Source organism: Facklamia sp. P9177 (genome assembly GCF_050409585.1).
Taxonomy (GTDB): Bacteria; Bacillota; Bacilli; order Lactobacillales; family Aerococcaceae; genus Facklamia.
The window spans coordinates 26,657-45,733 of sequence record NZ_JBNUPE010000015.1 but is presented as its reverse complement, the minus strand read 5'-3'; the positions used below and the strand labels follow the sequence as shown (position 1 = coordinate 45,733).

General features: G+C 37.6%; 13 protein-coding genes, 20 tRNA genes, 1 pseudogene, 1 riboswitch and 1 other annotated feature. Of the genes and pseudogenes, 30 read left to right on the top strand and 4 right to left on the bottom strand.

From position 1 onward, the window contains the following. The 20 genes from ACQV18_RS07970 (at window position 1) to ACQV18_RS07875 (ending at window position 1,899) form a co-directional block, all read left to right on the top strand. Window positions 1-70: transfer RNA gene (locus ACQV18_RS07970), tRNA-Val, on the top strand. 5 nt (window positions 71-75) lie between these two features. Continuing rightward, window positions 76-148, top strand: a tRNA-Lys gene (locus ACQV18_RS07965). A 35-nt stretch (window positions 149-183) separates the two neighbouring features. Further along, window positions 184-265: transfer RNA gene (locus ACQV18_RS07960), tRNA-Leu, on the top strand. Between the two features lie 52 nt (window positions 266-317). Then, window positions 318-390, top strand: a tRNA-Thr gene (locus tag ACQV18_RS07955). Between the two features lie 5 nt (window positions 391-395). Next, window positions 396-467 (top strand) — tRNA-Gly (locus tag ACQV18_RS07950). Between the two features lie 27 nt (window positions 468-494). After that, a tRNA-Leu gene (locus ACQV18_RS07945) sits at window positions 495-580 on the top strand. A 31-nt stretch (window positions 581-611) separates the two neighbouring features. Next, a tRNA-Arg gene (locus ACQV18_RS07940) sits at window positions 612-685 on the top strand. An 11-nt stretch (window positions 686-696) separates the two neighbouring features. Next, a tRNA-Pro gene (locus ACQV18_RS07935) sits at window positions 697-770 on the top strand. Between the two features lie 17 nt (window positions 771-787). After that, window positions 788-860 (top strand) — tRNA-Ala (locus ACQV18_RS07930). 6 nt (window positions 861-866) lie between these two features. Next, window positions 867-940, top strand: a tRNA-Met gene (locus ACQV18_RS07925). Between the two features lie 9 nt (window positions 941-949). Next, window positions 950-1,023: transfer RNA gene (locus ACQV18_RS07920), tRNA-Ile, on the top strand. A gap of 31 nt (window positions 1,024-1,054) precedes the next feature. Beyond that, window positions 1,055-1,144: transfer RNA gene (locus ACQV18_RS07915), tRNA-Ser, on the top strand. Window positions 1,145-1,154: 10 nt separating this feature from the next. Continuing rightward, window positions 1,155-1,225, top strand: a tRNA-Gly gene (locus ACQV18_RS07910). Window positions 1,226-1,236: 11 nt separating this feature from the next. Then, window positions 1,237-1,310, top strand: a tRNA-Ile gene (locus tag ACQV18_RS07905). Window positions 1,311-1,345: 35 nt separating this feature from the next. Further along, window positions 1,346-1,435 (top strand) — tRNA-Ser (locus tag ACQV18_RS07900). 35 nt (window positions 1,436-1,470) lie between these two features. Then, window positions 1,471-1,542: transfer RNA gene (locus ACQV18_RS07895), tRNA-Glu, on the top strand. A gap of 12 nt (window positions 1,543-1,554) precedes the next feature. Further along, window positions 1,555-1,644, top strand: a tRNA-Ser gene (locus tag ACQV18_RS07890). 12 nt (window positions 1,645-1,656) lie between these two features. After that, a tRNA-Met gene (locus ACQV18_RS07885) sits at window positions 1,657-1,729 on the top strand. A 19-nt stretch (window positions 1,730-1,748) separates the two neighbouring features. Further along, window positions 1,749-1,821 (top strand) — tRNA-Asp (locus ACQV18_RS07880). 7 nt (window positions 1,822-1,828) lie between these two features. Next, window positions 1,829-1,899: transfer RNA gene (locus tag ACQV18_RS07875), tRNA-Gly, on the top strand. Window positions 1,900-2,041: 142 nt separating this feature from the next. On the opposite strand, the gene ACQV18_RS07870 is transcribed toward ACQV18_RS07875, so the two are convergent. After that, on the bottom strand, window positions 2,042-2,410 hold the full coding sequence (locus ACQV18_RS07870; protein ID WP_428892893.1) for a transposase: 369 nt from the start codon (window positions 2,408-2,410) through the stop codon (window positions 2,042-2,044). A 55-nt stretch (window positions 2,411-2,465) separates the two neighbouring features. Between ACQV18_RS07870 and ACQV18_RS07865 the strand changes: the two are divergent. Then, window positions 2,466-2,548: pseudogene (locus ACQV18_RS07865) on the top strand (IS3 family transposase); the annotation flags it as partial. Window positions 2,549-2,623: 75 nt separating this feature from the next. Here the strand turns inward: ACQV18_RS07865 and ACQV18_RS07860 are convergent. Beyond that, the gene (locus ACQV18_RS07860; RefSeq protein WP_428892892.1) at window positions 2,624-3,427 is read right to left on the bottom strand and encodes a hypothetical protein; all 804 of its coding nucleotides are present in this window, start codon (window positions 3,425-3,427) and stop codon (window positions 2,624-2,626) included. A gap of 66 nt (window positions 3,428-3,493) precedes the next feature. Further along, window positions 3,494-3,586, top strand: a riboswitch (SMK box riboswitch). Here ACQV18_RS07860 and metK point away from each other — a divergent pair. The 4 genes from metK (at window position 3,584) to ACQV18_RS07840 (ending at window position 7,553) form a co-directional block, all read left to right on the top strand. Beyond that, window positions 3,584-4,774: a methionine adenosyltransferase gene (gene metK, locus ACQV18_RS07855; protein ID WP_428892891.1), complete on the top strand. Its 1,191-nt coding sequence runs from the start codon at window positions 3,584-3,586 to the stop codon at window positions 4,772-4,774. (Overlaps the previous riboswitch by 3 nt.) A gap of 83 nt (window positions 4,775-4,857) precedes the next feature. Then, a complete protein-coding gene (locus tag ACQV18_RS07850) occupies window positions 4,858-4,983 on the top strand; it encodes an NADH peroxidase (protein WP_428874331.1) in 126 nt (41 codons plus the stop codon). A gap of 36 nt (window positions 4,984-5,019) precedes the next feature. Then, on the top strand, window positions 5,020-6,216 hold the full coding sequence (locus ACQV18_RS07845) for an FAD-dependent oxidoreductase (RefSeq protein ID WP_428892890.1): 1,197 nt from the start codon (window positions 5,020-5,022) through the stop codon (window positions 6,214-6,216). A gap of 164 nt (window positions 6,217-6,380) precedes the next feature. Continuing rightward, on the top strand, window positions 6,381-7,553 hold the full coding sequence (locus tag ACQV18_RS07840) for a MalY/PatB family protein (protein WP_428882063.1): 1,173 nt from the start codon (window positions 6,381-6,383) through the stop codon (window positions 7,551-7,553). Between the two features lie 69 nt (window positions 7,554-7,622). Here ACQV18_RS07840 and ACQV18_RS07835 read toward each other — a convergent pair whose 3' ends face one another. Together ACQV18_RS07835 and ACQV18_RS07830 are read right to left on the bottom strand one after the other, a co-directional pair. Next, window positions 7,623-8,192 (bottom strand): tRNA (mnm(5)s(2)U34)-methyltransferase, encoded by a 570-nt coding sequence (locus ACQV18_RS07835; protein ID WP_428885326.1) that lies wholly within the window; start codon window positions 8,190-8,192, stop codon window positions 7,623-7,625. Further along, the gene (locus ACQV18_RS07830; protein WP_428875976.1) at window positions 8,192-8,602 is read right to left on the bottom strand and encodes a hypothetical protein; all 411 of its coding nucleotides are present in this window, start codon (window positions 8,600-8,602) and stop codon (window positions 8,192-8,194) included. The genes ACQV18_RS07835 and ACQV18_RS07830 overlap by 1 nt, the downstream gene beginning before the upstream one ends. A 213-nt stretch (window positions 8,603-8,815) precedes the next feature. On the opposite strand from ACQV18_RS07830, the gene ACQV18_RS07825 reads away from it, so the two are divergent. The 5 genes from ACQV18_RS07825 to pepV all read left to right on the top strand — a co-directional run bounded on the left by ACQV18_RS07825 (window position 8,816) and on the right by pepV (window position 18,979). Next, window positions 8,816-10,525 carry a LysM peptidoglycan-binding domain-containing protein gene (locus ACQV18_RS07825; RefSeq protein ID WP_428892889.1) on the top strand — a complete coding sequence of 570 codons (1,710 nt, stop codon included), beginning with the start codon at window positions 8,816-8,818 and terminating at the stop codon, window positions 10,523-10,525. Beyond that, window positions 10,524-10,737: a binding site (T-box leader), on the top strand. It overlaps the preceding gene by 2 nt. A 67-nt stretch (window positions 10,738-10,804) precedes the next feature. Then, complete coding sequence (gene leuS, locus ACQV18_RS07820; RefSeq protein WP_428892888.1) at window positions 10,805-13,225, top strand: leucine--tRNA ligase; 2,421 nt, start codon at window positions 10,805-10,807, stop codon at window positions 13,223-13,225. Between the two features lie 78 nt (window positions 13,226-13,303). Continuing rightward, on the top strand, window positions 13,304-16,666 hold the full coding sequence (locus tag ACQV18_RS07815; protein WP_428892887.1) for a polysaccharide biosynthesis C-terminal domain-containing protein: 3,363 nt from the start codon (window positions 13,304-13,306) through the stop codon (window positions 16,664-16,666). Continuing rightward, a complete protein-coding gene (locus tag ACQV18_RS07810; protein WP_428874341.1) occupies window positions 16,663-17,388 on the top strand; it encodes a pseudouridine synthase in 726 nt (241 codons plus the stop codon). The genes ACQV18_RS07815 and ACQV18_RS07810 overlap by 4 nt, the downstream gene beginning before the upstream one ends. Before the next feature lie 172 nt (window positions 17,389-17,560). Further along, window positions 17,561-18,979 (top strand): dipeptidase PepV, encoded by a 1,419-nt coding sequence (gene pepV / locus ACQV18_RS07805; protein ID WP_428892886.1) that lies wholly within the window; start codon window positions 17,561-17,563, stop codon window positions 18,977-18,979. Window positions 18,980-19,077 lie beyond the last annotated feature (98 nt).

The following is a 19,077-nucleotide window of genomic DNA, read 5'->3' as shown; positions in this document are numbered from 1 at the left end:
GAATTAGCTCAGCTGGGAGAGCGTCTGCCTTACAAGCAGGATGTCGGCGGTTCGATCCCGTCATTCCCCACTCTTGACTCGTTAGCTCAGTCGGTAGAGCAACTGACTTTTAATCAGTGGGTCGCAGGTTCGAATCCTGCACGGGTCATATTCCTAAATGGAAACATCAAGGAATTTTAATTTGCGGGTGTGGCGGAATTGGCAGACGCACCAGATTTAGGATCTGGCGCCTTCGGGCGTGGGGGTTCAAGTCCCTTCACCCGCACTTGCATTTTGATCACTTATGATTTATAATTGAAAATCCTAAGTCATATTATGCCGGCTTAGCTCAGTTGGTAGAGCATCTGATTTGTAATCAGAGGGTCGAGGGTTCAAGTCCTTTAGCCGGCACTTTTGCGGAAGTAGTTCAGTGGTAGAACACCACCTTGCCAAGGTGGGGGTCGCGGGTTCGAACCCCGTCTTCCGCTTTGCCAAGATACATTTAGGCTTTTAAAGCCGGGGTGGCGGAATTGGCAGACGCACAGGACTTAAAATCCTGCGGTGAGTGATCACCGTGCCGGTTCGACTCCGGCCCTCGGCATTTCACTTTATTGTGAATGATAAAATATTTTGCACCCGTGGCTCAACTGGATAGAGTACCTGACTACGAATCAGGCGGTTGCAGGTTCGAATCCTGCCGGGTGTATTAGAGTAAAACGGGAAGTAGCTCAGCTTGGTAGAGCACTTGGTTTGGGACCAAGGGGTCGCAGGTTCGAATCCTGTCTTCCCGATTTGTTTATTCTTATATGGGGGATTAGCTCAGCTGGGAGAGCGCCTGCTTTGCACGCAGGAGGTCAGCGGTTCGATCCCGCTATTCTCCATTTTTTGGCGGTGTAGCTCAGCTGGCTAGAGCGTCCGGTTCATACCCGGGAGGTCATGGGTTCGATCCCCTTCGCCGCTATCTAAGGCCGGACCTTTAGCTCAGGTGGTTAGAGCTCCCCGCTCATAACGGGGTGGTCGTAGGTTCGAGTCCTACAAGGTCCATTATGCATTATGGATTTTGCCATTGGTTAACGGAGGATTACCCAAGTTCGGCTGAAGGGAACGGTCTTGAAAACCGTCAGGCGTGTAAGAGCGCGCGTGGGTTCGAATCCCACATCCTCCTTTGAGAATATGCGGGTGTAGTTTAGTGGTAAAACCACAGCCTTCCAAGCTGTTGTCGGGAGTTCGATTCTCCTCACCCGCTTTATTGATAATGGGCCTGTAGCTCAGCTGGTTAGAGCGCACCCCTGATAAGGGTGAGGTCGGTGGTTCGAGTCCACTCAGGCCCATAGCAATAATTAATTGTTATTTTGAATTGGCTCATGGGGAAGTACTCAAGTGGCTGAAGAGGCGCCCCTGCTAAGGGTGTAGGTCGGTTTATACCGGCGCGAGGGTTCAAATCCCTCCTTCTCCGTTATTCTTATATACTTGCCAATGAGTTTTGATATTGGCCCGTTGGTCAAGCGGTTAAGACACCGCCCTTTCACGGCGGTAACACGGGTTCGAGTCCCGTACGGGTCATTACAATTTAATGGAGGATTACCCAAGTCCGGCTGAAGGGAACGGTCTTGAAAACCGTCAGGCGTGTAAGAGCGCGCGTGGGTTCGAATCCCACATCCTCCTTTTTAATATTATCGCGGGGTGGAGAAGCTGGCATCTCGTCGGGCTCATAACCCGAAGGTCGTAGGTTCGAATCCTACCCCCGCAATTTTTTTAGTTTTTATCTTGGTCCGGTGGTGTAGGGGTTAACATGCTTGCCTGTCACGCAGGAGATCGCGGGTTCAAATCCCGTCCGGACCGTATACTTGCGGGTGTAGTTTAGTGGTAAAACCACAGCCTTCCAAGCTGTTGTCGGGAGTTCGATTCTCCTCACCCGCTTACTCAGACTCTAAAGTCTTTTTTATGTCTAAAAAGAGTTTCTTTCTGTTTTACTACTCCCCCCTAATTCCGTATCCGGATTAAGGGGGTTTTTAGTCTCTATGGGCTCTATGTCCAATAGGGTTGATGCTATCCAAGGAGATTAAGCAATTAACGGTTGCTTGGTCTCCTTTTCTTTTCTTCCTGACACATATAATCTTGATATTAAAAGTATTCTATTTTTGAAATGGGAGTCGTTTTTATAGCCATAAGCATGGCGTTTAAGCACTTTAATCGTGTTATTAATCCCTTCAATAGGGCCATTAGTCAGTGTGTGATAATGAAAGGTATTCTTAATGTATTGTTTAAACTTAGTAACTATTCTTAAGACTCTCTTAAGCCTTGGTGCAAGCGATTGATTTGAAGGCTGATAAAGGGTAGTCATAAACATTAGAGGGTCTGAGTGATCGAGGGAGAAACGAAGGTCTTGGACCACACGATAGACGTCTTTAAGGACTTCTAAAACAAGCAATCTATTATGGAGAAAGGTTGAATGTATTGAAGAATGAGCTGAAACGATTTAAGGATATATTGAATGTTACAAGCATTAAGAATTAAACTAAAATTAAACGGCTTGTCTCCTATCCGATACAGGTTACAAGCCGCTTAAAGATTATTTGATTAAAGTTACGTATTTATGGGTTCAGTACATTTTAAAAATAGAAGGGGGTTTTCTTTTTTTACTCTAAAATAAATAACTAAGACTATAAAAAACAATAAAAATTATACTTATAGCACCCTGATAATTCAGCTTGTTTTGAATACGGTGATGTTTCTTGACAGGGATTAAGCTTGGTAAGTAAATAGCAAGTGTAACTACAAAGAATAGAATTTGAACGAGGTAGAAAGACTGAGTGGGTAGTGAGGTGTAAACTCCTGTAATACTCGCTAGTACTAGCGTTGAAAAGACTATGTATATAATCTTTACGGGTATTTTTCTTTCAAGTATCTTAAAATTATATATTCCTTTAAGAAACTGCTGATTTATTTCTAAAGCTGTCATCAATATAATAAGGGGTATAAAAGATATCATTGCTTTATTGTTTAAAGTATTCGCCTGTGAATAGTAGGCGATAATATTTAGTAAAAAGCCAGTAAAATAACTATTTAATAGTATATGATAAATGGTCTTAACTAAAGGGACAAATTGGTACTGAACCACTATTATGATAATGTATATAATTAACAAAATATTTATAATGTAGTGCTGGTTTATCATAAAGAACAAAGCGGCTGTCAGCAAACCTATTAATAAAAGATAGTATATAATAGGTGATTTAGCCTTGGGATCTTTTAAAATATGATGATAATAATTGTAATGGTTAGTCATATTGCTTAAGATAACAACTAGTGCTAAAAGCCCAAGATCTAACCAGTCGACTTGCTTCACTGAATAAATAGCGGTAGTTAGTCCAAAACCAATCCACGACAAAGGATAGCCTACTAACTGCATCAAAGGATGTTTAAGTATGTTATTAATTGTGTTCATTGAGTTTCCTTTCAAGAGGATTTTATAATTGAAATTGTTTCTATTAGTATTCTAAGGTATAATTTACAACGTTACAACCAAAAGTTCCCGATAGGGTTCACGATTCATCGATTGTGAATTTGCCTTGTAACCAATATAAAAAATGGGGGAAGATAAATGAAAGCTTTAGAGAAAAGATTATTTACATCAGAGTCAGTTACAGAGGGACATCCAGACAAGATTGCAGATCAAATTTCTGATTCAATTTTGGATGCCATCTTGAAACAGGATCCGATGGCCAGAGTAGCCTGTGAAACAGCTGTTAACACTGGCTTAGTTATGGTGTTAGGAGAAGTTACTACGAGTGCCTATGTGGATATTCAAAAAATTGTTAGACAGAAGGTTGATGAAATTGGTTATAATCGTGGCAAATTTGGTTTCGACGCCGAAAACTTAGCCATTATTGTTTCTTTAGATGAACAATCAGCTGATATAGCTATGGGGGTTGATTCAGCTATTGAAACAAGAGAAAACCAAGAAAATGTACAAGAAATAGGAGCGGGAGACCAGGGATTGATGTTTGGTTATGCTTGTGATGAGACGCCAGAATTGATGCCTTTACCGATTTCTTTGGCGCACAAATTAACACGTAGACTGACTGAAGTAAGAAAATCTGGACAGTTGGACTATTTAAGACCGGACGGTAAGGCTCAGGTAACTGTAGAATACGACGAACAAGATCAACCCGTTAGATTAGAGGCAATAGTCGTTTCAACTCAGCATAGCGAGGAAGTGTCATTAGAAGAGCTTAGAGGAGCTATTTTAGACCTTGTTATTAAACCAACTATTCCAAACGAATTATTGGATGAAGAAACTAAGATTTATATTAACTCCACAGGACGTTTCATTATAGGCGGTCCAAAAGGAGATGCAGGCCTCACCGGACGCAAAATTATAGTGGATACATATGGAGGGTATGCTCGTCATGGAGGAGGCGCATTTTCAGGAAAGGACGCAACCAAAGTGGACCGATCAGCCTCCTATGCTGCACGCTATATTGCTAAGAATATAGTGGCTGCAGGAATTGCAAAAAAAATAGAAATTCAAATTGCTTATGCGATTGGAGTGGCCCAACCAGTATCTGTTAGTGTGAATACCTTTGAAAGCTCCGATCATTCAGATGCTGAAATTGTTCGGGCCATTCGTCAGGTTTTTAAACTTACACCTAAGGGAATTATTGATATGTTGGATTTGAGGAAGCCAGTTTTCGCCAAAACAGCAGCCTATGGCCATTTTGGCAGAGAAGAAGTTGGATTCACTTGGGAACGTACAGATAAGGTTGAAGAACTAAAGTCTTTACTAATGTAAGCTATTAGGTTGTACTTATCTATTATTTTTAGTAATATATGCTTAGTTAGAATAATTATAAATAACAATTCGGAGGGATTAGAATGAAGTATGTTGTAGTTGGAACATCACACTTTGGTTATGAGTCGGTTCAGACTTTATTAAAGCGTGACCCAGACGCTGAAATTCATTTATTTGAGGCGGGAGAAGAGTCATCCTTCATGGGGTGAGGTTCTCAATCATACCTGGAAGGTATATCTAAAGAGTTGTCAGAGTTACATTTTGCCAATAACGCCTCCTATAGTGAACAAGGTATTATCATGCATCCTGCCAGCCAAGTAATAGGAGTCAACCCAGAAGAAAAAACAGTAACGGTTAAGACAGAAGAAGGAGAGCATCAAGAGTCTTATGATAAGTTACTATTGAGTCCAGGTGGGTTTGCACCACTTCCTCAGTTTGAAGGATATGATTTAGAAAATGTTCACACTTTTAGAGGACCAGAAGATACACAAGTAGTATACGATCGTATGAAAGAAACTAACCACTTAGTAGTGATTGGTTCTGGTTATATCGGAGTGGAAGTGGCAACGGCATATGCAGAAGCGGGTATAGATGTTACAGTTATTGATATGGAAGATCGTATTTTGCCTGCTTATTTAGATGAGAACATTTCAAAATTACTAGAAGCGCACGGTGCTGATAAAGGCTTACACTTTAAGGGTGGAGAAGCTGTTAAAAAACTATTAGGAGAAGGCAATAAAGTCAAAGCTGTTGTGACCGATAAGGGTGAATATCCTGCTGATACAGTTGTAGTAGCTGTAGGTGTTAAGCCAGCAACTGACTGGTTGAAAGGCACTCTGGAAATGGATGATCATGGCTTTATTCAAACAAACGAATACCTAGAAACATCCGCAAAAGACGTATACGCTGGTGGAGATGCAACTTATATTCCTTTTGCACCAACGGCTGATAAGACAAATATTGGTCTTGCTACCTTAGCGAGAAGACAAGGAATCGTAGCCGCTCTTAACGCCTCAGGAACTCAATTCAAGATGCCTAGTGTATCTGGAACTTCTGCCTTGAAATATTTTGACTATACGATTGCTTCAACTGGCTTATCAATGGTCAATAAAGATTTATATGAAGGTAAAGTAGCTTGGAAATATGTAGAAGAAAAAGTTTATCCTGATTTCATGCGTAAACCAGGCACTGTTCATATGATGATTTTCTATGATGAAGATAGCCATATCATTTTAGGTGGACAGCTAGTTTCTAAATTTGATGTAGCCGATTCAATTAATGTGCTTTCAACAGTCATTAATGCCAAATATACGCTTGAGCAACTAGCGTTGTTAGACTTCTTCTTCCAACCTAACTATGACCGTCCATGGCATTATTTAAATGTCTTAGCGATTGAAGCCTTAGGTAATACTGTTGGGGGAGCAGATAAATTACTGTTCTAATAATCATTAAAAAACTAGTCCATGCTAAAATGGGCTAGTTTTTATTATAAATTAAATTTTTTTAATATTTCTCTTATAATTTAAGAAGCCGTTGAAGAAAGCGTTTAATTTGTGTAAGATAGGAGTACAGAGATTGAAATTTAGTATATCTAGGAGGCAATCACATGGCTTATGATTTTAAAACGTGTGTCGATCGCACACAGCAAGGTTCTAAAAAATGGTTATTAATGAGAGAGTCTAATAAGAATATTCCTGAGGGGATCGCTCCGCTTTCAGTAGCAGATTTAGACTTCCCAATGGCACCCGGTATCATTGAAGGCTTAAAAAAAGATTTGGACGAACTTGTCTTAGGCTACACCGTACCGAATCAAGCCTATTATGAAGCCGTTAAGAAATGGATGAAAGACCAGCATCAATGGGATGTTAAAGAAGAGTGGATGGTTACCGCACCTGGAGTTGTTCCAGCAATTAATGTTTTCGTTAATGCTTTTACACAAAAAGGCGATGGTATCATTATTTTAGAGCCTGTTTATGGACCTTTTACGGCAGCTATTGAAAATAATGAGCGTAAGAAGATTAATGTTGAGTTAATTAATAATGAAGGATACTACACCATAGATTTTGAAGCATTAGAAGCAGCAGCAAAAGAGGCTAAAGCAATGATTTTCTGTAGCCCTCACAATCCAGTCGGGCGTGTATGGAAGAAAGAAGAACTGGAAAAAGTTGCTAAAATTTGTAAGGAAAATGACCTATATCTATTTTCAGACGAAATTCATTTTGATCTAGCCCACAAAAATTTCAAACATAATGTCTTTGCTAATTTATCTGACGATATTGCACAGCGTGTAGTCGTGGCTACTGCGCCTTCTAAAACGTTTAACTTAGCGGGTTTACAGACATCAAATATCTTCATCGTGAATCCTGAATGGCGTCAACGATATATCGAAACAGCTGAAAAAATGAATTTGCTTTCTGTTCCAGTCTTAGGTCTTTATGCCTGTAAACATGCCTATAATGATTGTTTAGATTGGAAAGAAGCATTAGTAGAATTAATCGAAGAAAATTATCAAATGGCAAAAGCGATGATTGAAGATCAGCTGCCTGAAATTGTAGTAACACCAATGGAGGCTTCCTATTTATTATGGTTGGATTTAACTCCATTAAATATGGAATGTGAGGAAATTATTAGGCTGTTAGAAGCACATCATGTTTATATCAATAATGGTGTGATGTTTGGCTCTTGTGGTGAAGGTTTTATTCGTATTCATTTAGCCCTACCTAAGGAAATAGTCAAAGAGAGTATCGAACGGTTTATTGAAGCCATTAAGAGCAGATAGATTATAAGCTTAAATTGAAATTAAACTAATAAAGATAAAACAAAGAAGCAGTCATTCATGATTGCTTCTTTATTTCTTTTCGATAGTAATTAAAAGAGGAGGGTGATTCCTTTGATTTAAAAAATCAAGAATAGAGATTGTAAACTGATCTTGCGACCATAGCGTTAATTGTTTTATTAATTCTTCTTTTTCAATCGCTCCCTCTTTATGTCCTGAATAAACAACAATAAATATTTTCCCTTTTGAAACTAAGCGCTGAGCAATTTGATTGAGTGCTTGTAAGGTTGTGGAAGCTTTAGTAGTGATTTGATGGCTGGCTCCAGGTAAATAGCCTAAATTAAAAATAGCTCCATGAACTTTAGCTAAGGTTGAAAAACTGAGAACTTGATCAAAATGCTGGTGTCCATTGTTAAAAAGTTGGAAAGAATCGGATGAAAAGATTTTTAGCTTTTGTTGAGCTATTTCCAGTGCTTGAACTTGAATATCGAAAGCAAAAAGTTTTCCAGAAAAAGCCGGGTGGCTTAATATAAAAAAACTGTCATTTCCTTTTCCGAGAGTAGCGTCAATATAATTTCCAGCAGGGAATCTTTCAATTAATTTTCCTAAAGCATCATGACTAGACTGTAAGGCATTCTTCATTATTCCACTCTTTCTAATATAAGTTGACTGCCATCTGAGGAAGTGAGTATGGTAGTCGTACCCTTAAATTTTATTTCATATTGCTTTGCTTGGTGCGCTGATTGAATAAGATTTAAATAGTTTCCTTCTAAATAATAACGCGCTGTAAAATTTAACTCCTCTTTTTTATCAATCAGCAAATCCCTTGTTTCTTGTAGAGATAAATCCAACTCTTGTTCGGCTTGTTCTAGGAAATTATCTTCATTCAGTTGAAAGTGAACAAGCTCATCTTGAAAATCTACTTGATAAATAAGTGAATCATTTAAAGTAACTTGCCAACAGTGATTTTCAAGTTTTTTTTCATTTAAGAAAGAACATCCTGACAGAAGAACAAATGAAAGGATGAGTATATGTTTTAAATAGGACTTCAAAAAAATCGCTCCTCTATATTGTGGCCATTTATTCATACTATACTCGCTAATGTATTCAATTAAAAGTAGTCAAACCAATATTGATATATTTCATTTATGTTACTTATGTTAAAAATCCAATAAAAGTAACGATAAAGGAACATTTTTTATTAGAGATGGCATATAATACAGTATGTATCCGTATGGAAATTTATTTAATTTGGAGGCTGAAGGATGATTCAACAGCGAAATCGGAGAATGCGTCAGCAAGAAAAAATCCAAAGACGCAAACTATTTAAGAAAATTTTCACCAATATTAATGTTGGTGTAATGTTACTGTCAACAAGTGTGTTAACACAAGTTCAATCTGAAAATGCCATTGTTCATGCTCAGAAATCTCAAAAGAAATTCTCTCCACAAGAATTTATCAATAGTATCGGGCAATCTGCGAAAGAAATTGCTGCTAAAAATGATTTATATGCTTCTGTTATGATAGCCCAAGCAGCGTTAGAGTCCGGCTGGGGAAGTTCAACACTTGCTCAAGCACCTAACTATAATCTGTTTGGAGTCAAGGCAGGAAAAAAGGATAAAAAAGTGGAAATGGATACTCTAGAAGATGATGGGACAGGATCTTATTATCAAATTAAAGATAACTTTAGAAAGTATGATTCTTATGCTGATTCATTATTGGATTATGCTAGAGTATTAACTGGTGAAGGATCTGCTTGGAGAAAAAGCTATTATCAAGGAGCTTTAAAATCCAATACAACTTCGTATCAAGAGGCAACAGAACATTTAACTGGACGTTATGCAACAGATACACGCTATGGCGGAAAATTAAACCAAATAATTACCCAATATCAATTGGATCAATTTGATGGCCCCAATCAGTCCACTACAATTAAACCTACTACATCACCAGAAACAAGCATTGTAGACGAAACTGTTTCAAGTGAAATCGTTTCAACCAATGGAAGCTATAAAGTCCAGCCGGGTGACGGATTTTATAAAATAGCCAAGAAATTAGGCGTAAATGTTGATGACTTAATAAAAGTTAATGGAATGACGATTCAATCAGTTATCCATCCCAATCAAGTTTTAAGGATACCTGGTCAAACTCAAGTTACTAGTCAAGTAAATAAATTATCTATCAGCAAGCCTTCTGCAAGCAAGCCGGTTGAAAATACGAATGAACCTGTTGATAAGAACACTGTAAGCTCAACAACTAAAGGGCTTTACACTATTAAAGCGGGCGATTCTTTATATGCTATTGCGAAAAAGCATGGTGTGCGTATTAACGACTTATTATTAGCTAATGGCATTCACTTAAATACTGTTATCCATCCCAATCAAAAATTGATAATTCCTGGAAGCAATATGGGTGAAGCGTCTTCTCATCTTGTTAATAAAAAGCCAGTATCTACGCCAAAAGAAAATCTAGTAGTTACAGATAAAACTCAAGAAATTAAACAAAATACAAGTGGGGATTATATAGTAAAAGCAGGTGACTCTTTATGGGCCATTGCAAATCGCCATGGAATAACATTAGCTAGCTTATTAGAAGCAAACAATCTACAAGTTAACAGTCTAATTGTTCCAGGCCAAAAATTAAATATTTCCACTAAAACTTCATCAAGTCAAGCCCTAGCTCGTCAAGCAACGAAGTTAGAAACTAAAGTAGAAGTTATTAAGCAAGATGACGTTTCAATCGAATCTTCAGCAACTGTTTCTACTCCATTAAAGTCTGAAACGGTTAACTTAAGTCAAACAATTAATGAAGAATCAAATGAAAGCACTAATGAAGTAGTTTCAATGGGTTCTTATGTTGTAAAGGCTAATGATACTTTATATGCGATTGCACGTCGTAATGGCTTAGATGTTAATGATCTGATTGAAAAAAATGGTGGAACAACCATTTATATCGGACAAATTATTAATTTTTAAAAATTTAAAAATGTAGGACCTAGTAAATTGTGGATCATCTAAAGAGAACTTACATTTGGTGAAAGTAAGTGTTGAAAAGCTTTTGAACTCTTCCTTTTAATGCTCGAGCTAAGCGTAAAGTGTTAACTTGAGACGTTTGCTGCGTTAAAGCATAGAGCATTAGCTCTCAGCTAATGAAATAATAGGTGGTACCGCGCGATTGCGCCCTATGAAGTTGTCTTTGAGATGATTTCATAGGGCTTTTTTGTATAAAAGATTAGATAATTGGAGGAAAAGAATATGACATATCAGCATCGAGTAATTGAGAAAAAGTGGCAAGATTATTGGGATAAAAATGAAACTTTTAAAACTAAGGATAGAGCAGACCGAGAAAAATATTATGTATTAGACATGTTTCCATACCCTTCAGGTCAAGGACTACACGTAGGTCATCCAGAAGGTTACACTGCTACTGATATTATGGCCAGAATGAAAAGAGCACAAGGTTATGATGTTCTTCATCCAATGGGGTGGGATGCTTTTGGTTTACCAGCTGAACAATATGCCTTAGATACTGGTAACGATCCAGCAGATTTTACAGCAAAAAACATCGCCAACTTTAAACGTCAAATCAAATCTCTAGGCTTCTCTTATGACTGGGAGCGAGAATTTGCTACTACCGATCCATCCTATTACAAATGGACTCAATGGATTTTTATCAAACTTTATGAAAAAGGATTGGCTTATCAAGCGGATGTTACCGTTAATTGGTGTGAAGCTTTAGGAACAGTATTAGCTAACGAAGAAATTGTAGATGGTGTGTCAGAACGTGGCGGTTACCCTGTAGTCCGTCGTCCAATGAAGCAATGGGTATTAAAAATTACAGCCTATGCCCAACGTTTACTTGATGATTTAGAAGATTTGGATTGGCCGGATTCAGTTAAAGAGATGCAACGCAATTGGATAGGCCGCTCTGAGGGAGCTTTAATTGATTTTGAAGTAAAAGATAGTCCTTCAATCATTACAACTTATACTACCCGTCCAGACACTTTGTTTGGTTTGTCTTATATCGTTTTAGCACCAGAGCACGAGCTCGTTAAAGACTTAACGAGTCCAGAACAAAAGACAGAAATAGAAAGCTATATTGCTGCTGCTTCGATTAAAACGGATTTAGACCGTACTGAACTTGCTAAAGATAAAACGGGTGTATTCACTGGCTCATACGCCATCCATCCTGTAACAGCTAAAGAGATACCTATTTGGATTGCAGACTATGTATTGGCTTCTTATGGAACAGGTGCGGTCATGGCGGTCCCAGCTCATGATCAAAGAGACTATGAGTTCTCACAAAAATATGATTTACCAAGATATGAAGTGATTAAATCCGAAGAAGGAATTCAAAATGAGGCATATGTAGAAGATGGAATGCATATTAATTCTGAATTTTTAGATGGTTTGAACATAGAAGCAGCCAATCAAAAAATGATTGAGTGGTTAGAAGCTAATGCTAAAGGACAAAGAAAAGTTAACTTCCGCTTAAGAGACTGGGTCTTCTCTAGACAAAGATATTGGGGAGAGCCTATTCCAGTTATACATTGGGAAGATGGTACAAGCACAGCGATTGCTGAAGAAGAACTACCTTTACTTTTACCTAAGACAGACCGCATTAAACCTTCTGGAACAGGCGAATCTCCATTAGCCAATGTTAAAGATTGGCTGGAAGTTGAAGATCCCAAAACAGGCATGAAGGGCCGAAGAGAAACAAATACTATGCCACAATGGGCAGGTTCTTCCTGGTATTTTTTACGTTACATGGATCCAAATAATACTGAAGCGATTGCTTCTGAAAAGGCATTAAACAAATGGCAAAATGTCGATCTCTATATAGGTGGAGCGGAACATGCTGTTTTACATCTTCTTTATGCCCGTTTTTGGCATAAGTTTCTTTATGATTTGGGGGTCGTTCCTACTAAAGAACCTTTCCAAAAACTCTACAATCAAGGAATGATTTTGGGTGAAAACAATGAAAAAATGTCTAAATCGAAGGGAAATGTGGTTAATCCAGACGATGTAGTTAATGAATATGGCGCAGATACATTGAGAGTATATGAAATGTTCATGGGCCCCTTAGACGCATCGATCGCTTGGTCAGAAAATGGCTTGGAAGGTTCAAGACGTTTCTTGGATCGCGTATGGCGTTTATTTATTGAGGAAACGACGGGTCAAATAAGTTCAGCTATTCAAGAGTCTGAAGATGATCAATTGACTAAGATTTACCATCAAACAGTCAAAAAAGTGACAGAAGATTTTGAGCAGTTACATTTTAATACAGCTATTTCTCAACTAATGATTTTCTTAAATGAAGCTAGAAGCGTCGATGTATTGCCTAAGAAATATGCCAAAGGCTTTGTTCAGTTGTTAGCTCCAATTGCACCGCACTTAATGGAAGAGTTGTGGCAAAAATTAGGGCACTCTGAATCATTATCAGAAGCAAGCTGGCCAGAATATGATGAGTCACTCATTAAAGATGAAGTTGTTGAAATTGTCATCCAAATTAACGGTAAAGTTAAAGCAAAACTCGATATAGCTTTGGATTTAGAAAAAGAGGCTATGGAAGAGTTAGCTCTTGCAGAAGCAAGCATAAAAAAAGAGTTGGATGGTAAAACAGTTCGTAAAATCATTGCTATTCCTAACCGTTTGGTTAACATAGTGGCTAACTAGTTAAAGTGCTAAGAAATCGTTCTTGATATAGATACATGTTATATTAGAGACGAAATATCAATAAAAGGGGTGTAGTAAGTGTCTGATAATCAATTTGATGATAAAAATCAGGGATTTAAAAATGATTACGACCGTTTTGATACACTAGAATTTACAGAAGAAGATCTCGAAAAACTGAGACATCCTAATCCTCGGCCAATGGATTCAGATTATTTTGACCGAGAGATAAAAGCTGATCCTAATACAAATCAACCGATCGAAAATTTAGTAGATCATCAATTGACAGAAAATGAAAAAGAGTCAGCCATTAACAATCAACCTACTGAAGAACAAGCAGGAGAATTACTTGAGCAATTTGAAGATAATTCAGAGGAAGTAATTGAAGCCGAGGAAGAAATCGCAGACAATCAAATTGAAGTTAGTTCTCTAAGTTCAATTGAGGATACTGATAAAGAAAGGGAATTCTCACAGTCAACTCAAAAAGTTGAAATTATGAAAGATCCAGCTAATCATCTTAAGGAAACACTGGAATTAGAAATAGAACCAGATCTTTTTACTCGTCATGATTTTGAAAAACAAGATGGTCATGGAAATGAAAATGAGAACCCCTTCCAGTATCGATCGATTGAGGAAAGCCTAAGAAAAGAGCATCGAAACAAGCGAGCTGCTAATGTTAGACCTGGATTCTTTCAAAGAGTTTTCCAGATAGTTTTTTCAACGCGTGATGAATTTGAACCCCTTACTTCTGAAGAACGAGAAGATGAAGAAGTTGTGCATGAGTCTCTCAACACCAATACTTTTGAAGTTGAATCCTATGATTCAGACGAAGCATTGATTGATAATTCTTTAGCGAGTGAGGAAGCAGTTAGTCTAGAACAAGAGTCTCTTAACGAATTGGACGTAATTAATAATAGCCATCCAGCTGAAGATATTGAGGATAATAGTCAAGCTGAAACTGAAAGTCTCTCTCAAACTCCTAATTCAAGTTTAAAGAGTAGTTCAAATTCTCTTGAGGAAGCATTGACTGATGGGGAATCGGCAGAAAGTTCACCAGCTGAAAATATAGACGAAGGGAGGGAAGATAAGGAGTTTGAGTCACAATCTTTATCGCAAGAAAAGACTCAAGATAGTAACAATCGTCAATCTCAAGAAGAGCAGAATTCTTCCTCTGTCGAACCTACTTTTTCTAAAGTCAATTTCAATTCCAAGACCAATGAAAGTTCTTCTGATGAAAAAGATTTAGAATCGCAAAAGTCATCGCAAACTCAAATGTATAATGATGAAGAAATAGAAGCTTTAGCATGGGACATCTTGCCTGAAGATCATTATAAACAAGAGCAAATAACTCCTAAAAAAGGATCTAATTTATTAGATAAGGTTAAAGTCAATTCACGCAATGCCTGGGCTAAAATTGCAGCTAATTCTACAAAGCTGTTAGAGAAAACCAAGCAGTCAACTAGTCAAATGCTACAAACGGTTCAAAATCATGATGATAAAGACAGTGAAGTTGAAGGAGAAAAAGAGACGCCAACTGAAAAACAAGCGCCTTTAGATGCGATTCTTGAACAGGAATCGTCTGATGAAAATGAACAAGCTGCAATCATTAATAATGATGACCAAGAGTCAATAAATGAAGAAGAAAACCCCAAGGATAGGGATAATTTATCTGAAGAAGAGTCCATTGCAGAAGAAATTTCGCAAAAAACTTCTTATTACGAAGCGCCAATTTTAACGGATGTCCTTCTTGAAGACACCTTAGATGCTAATCTTTTTGAAGCAGAAAAAGCTCAGCAAGAACTGAGTGAACAAGGCCATTCTGAAGATAAATCTAAATTTGTTGCTGGTGCTGCTTGGTTGTCAATGGGACAAATACTATCCCGAATTATTGGGGCTTTATATATTATTCCATGGGCAGCTTGGCTAGGGGCAGAATATTCTCAAGCAAACTCTCTTTATGCTGTTGGATATAATCCATACGTATTTTTCTTATCAATTGCAGTAGCTGGTTTTCCTGCGGCGGTTGCTAAGCAGATAGCCTTTTACAGCACTAAGAAAGAATTTAAAGTGGTCGACAAGCTTTTTAAATATTCACTGGGAATTATGGCCTTCTCAGGTATCTTAATTGCTGCAATCTTTTATTTAATCGCACCTGTATTAGTAGCTAATTCACCAACAGATAACCAAGAAGCGGCAATCATTGTCGTTCGTTCATTAGCACCGGCTCTCTTGATTTTACCTACTTTAAGCCTATTTAAAGGATATTTCCAAGGTTATAGTCAAATGATACCGCTAGCCCTTTCTGAGGTTCTGGAACAAATTATGCGAGTTCTTTATATCTTAGGTGCTACTTACCTGATTATGATGGTTTACGAGGGATCGATTACAGACGCGGTTGCTCATTCAACTTTTGCAGCCTTTGTTGGAGCCTTAATTGCCTTGCTCTTCTTGGTTGGTGCTTATATTATTCATAATCGAAAAATGAAAAGTATTAAAGAGACATCCTTAAATAAGATGGATATCGATTTCATGGATAGCCTAAAAATTATGCTACGTGATTCGATTCCTTTCATCTTGCTTGGCTCAGGTATAATTTTTGCACAAAATATTGATACCTATACCTTTAAACAAATCCTTGTTCGTACCAGTGTGTTATTAAATTCAGAAATTGCTGAATTATTTGGAGCGATGAGCTTAGATGTTAATAAATTAGTGATGATTATTGTTTCATTTGCTGTAGCTATTGCGGCTTCATCAATCCCAGCTGTTTCAAGTAAGTACGCTGAAGGAAATATTAATAAAACCAGTGAATTAATCAAAAATATTGTTCTTTTATTCACCTTTATCATGCTGCCAGCCTCAATCGGAATGGCGATTATAGCTGACAATGTCTATCCTTTCTTCTATCCAGCAGGTATTTCTGCAGGACCGGGTTTATTAACGACAGGATCATTTACAGCTATTGTATTAGGAGCATATACTGTTTTTGCAACCATTCTTCAATCAATGGATTATCGTCGGTTTGCAATCACTTATTTACTGGTAGGTTTAGCAATTAAGCTTGTTCTACAATTTCCAATGGTAGCGTTATTCCAAGCTCACGGTGCTTTACTGGCGACCTTCTTTGGCTTTGCTGTGGCTGCTGTTTTAATGTGGATGAAGATTTGGCGTGTAATCAAAATTCGTGATCGTTATTTTGTAGGTGATATTGTGCGCATTGTGATTGCGACAACCATTATGGCAATTGGTACTTACGGTTGGAATCGTTTAATCAATCTGATGATGGATCCAGTAGGACGAGGCTTAACTTTAGTTCAAATCATTATAGTCGTTTTGATTGCCATTCTTATCTATAGTGGCACTATGGCCCTATTCGGTATGTTGCCGATTATTATCGGTGATTACCGTGCGGATTTACAAAAGAAATTGAGTATCCACCGATGAGATTAGATAAATTATTAAGTCATATGAATTTCGGCTCTAGAAAAGAAGTCAAGTCTTTAATTTCAACAGGAAGTGTTCGAGTCAATGGTGAACAAATTATAAAAGCAAACTTTCAAGTAGACGAAAACAAGGACTTGATAGAAGTTGATGGACAACAAATTATTTACCACAAGTTCATCTATTGGCTCTTGAATAAACCGCAAGGCGTTATCTCTGCCACTGAAGACGGACACCATGATACGGTTATCGATTGTCTACATCCGGATGATTATCGTTTTGATCTCTTTCCGGTAGGGAGACTAGATATTGACACCACTGGTCTCTTATTAATTACCAATAATGGTCAAATGGCTCATCAGTTAACTTCTCCAAAAAAACAAGTTTATAAAACCTATCAAGCTTTAATTGAAGGAAATGTTACAAAAGAAACGGTAGCAGCGTTTAAAGCAGGCTTGGATTTAGGAGAATTTATAAGTAAACCCGCTCAATTATGGATTGATGAAGTAGATTTTGAAAAGAGTCTATCTAAAATTCGCGTTTCCATTAGTGAGGGTAAATTTCACCAAGTAAAAAGAATGTTTCAAGCTTGTCAGATGGAAGTTCTTCAACTTCACCGTTTATCAATGGGACCTCTCCAGCTTGAAGATGACTTAGCTCTTGGAGATTATCGTCAATTAACTCAAGCTGAAATAGAAGCTCTAAAGCCATTGGGTTATGAATAGTAAAAAGGCTATTCTCAGAGAAAAAGTCTTATTTAAAAAAAGACTTAAATTTAAAGTAGAGATATAGGGTTGGATAAATTTATATGATATAATGGGAACGGATTCATTTGATGGCAATAGTTTATTAAAGTCAGAATGATTTTGAAATTCTATATTTTATGGAGGTAGAAAGATGGAAAATTTAGACAATATTAATTGGTTAGATGAAGTCACTAAACGTCAAGAAGACTTATTAGAAGATCTTTTTCGGATGATTCGCATTCGTTCAGTTCGTGAAGATGATTTAGCAACAGCAGAGGCTCCTGTTGGACCTGGACCTAAAAAAGCTTTAGAAGAATTCTTAAAAATGGCCCAAGAAGATGGTTTTGAAACGAAGCAATTTGGGCCTTTGGTGGGCCGTGTTGAAATTGGAGAAGGCGATCAAACCTTAGGTATTTTAGGTCACCTGGATGTTGTTCCTGAAGGAACTGGTTGGGACACTGACCCTTATGAGCCAGTAATCAAAGATGGACGCATTTATGCGCGTGGTTCTTCTGATGATAAAGGACCAACAATTGGTGCTTACTTTGCCATTAAAGTATTACGTGAATTAGGCGCAGAGTTTAATCAAAAGATTCATCTGATTGTTGGAACAGATGAAGAATCTGGCTGGATGTGTATGGATCATTATGCTAAAGTCGAAAAAATGCCAGACTATGGTTTTTCACCAGATGCGCAATTCCCGATTATCAACGGTGAAAAAGGAAATGTTTCTGCTCAATTTAAATTTGATGCTAAGCAAACAGTGGAAGCTAATCATAAATTGCTTGATTTCCATGCAGGTCTTCGTGCAAATATGGTTCCTCAAGAAGCTTATGCGAGTGTAAAAACTGATCAAGCAGACCAAATAAAAGCTGATTTCCAAGCCTTTTTAGAAGATCAACCTGTATCAGGTAAAGTTTCCCAAGCGTCTGGTCAATTACGTTTTGAACTAACAGGTAAGGCGGCTCACGGATCTACTCCAGAAAAAGGCCATAATGCGGGAACTTACTTAGCTGCTTTCTTAAGTAAGTATACATTTGATAAAAAAGAAGCCAATGACTTCTTAACTCTAGTAGGCGATAAGTTACACCTTGATTTTGAAGGTGAAAAAATCGGTGTCGCTATAGTCGATGATATTATGGGAGCCTTGTCTATGAATATTGGTATTATCAATTTTGATGATGCTGAAGGTGGATTAGTAGATGCTAACTTTAGATACCCTAAAGGAACCGACAAAGATCAAATTCAATCAGCTATTATCAAAAATGTTGCTAACTTAGCAGTGAAAGTGGAAATGAATGGTAATAAAGACCCTCATTATCTTTCACCAGAAGATCCAATGGTTAAAACTTTACTGGATGTATATGCTAAACAAACTGGCAATGAAGTTTATGAAAAAACAATTGGTGGAGGAACTTATGGCCGCTTAATGGAGCGTGGAGTTTCATTTGGTGTCTTATTCCCAGATTCAATTGATACTATGCATCAAGCCAATGAGTTCCTTGCGATGGATGACTTATTAAGAGCAACTGCTATTTATGCAGAATCTATCTATCGCTTAACACGCTAATTGACCATTTAAGCAAACTTTCTAGCCAATTTGCTAGAAAGTTTGCTTTTTTTTATATATTCAAGTAACCTTCAATTCATGAAGAAAAAAGGTGAAAT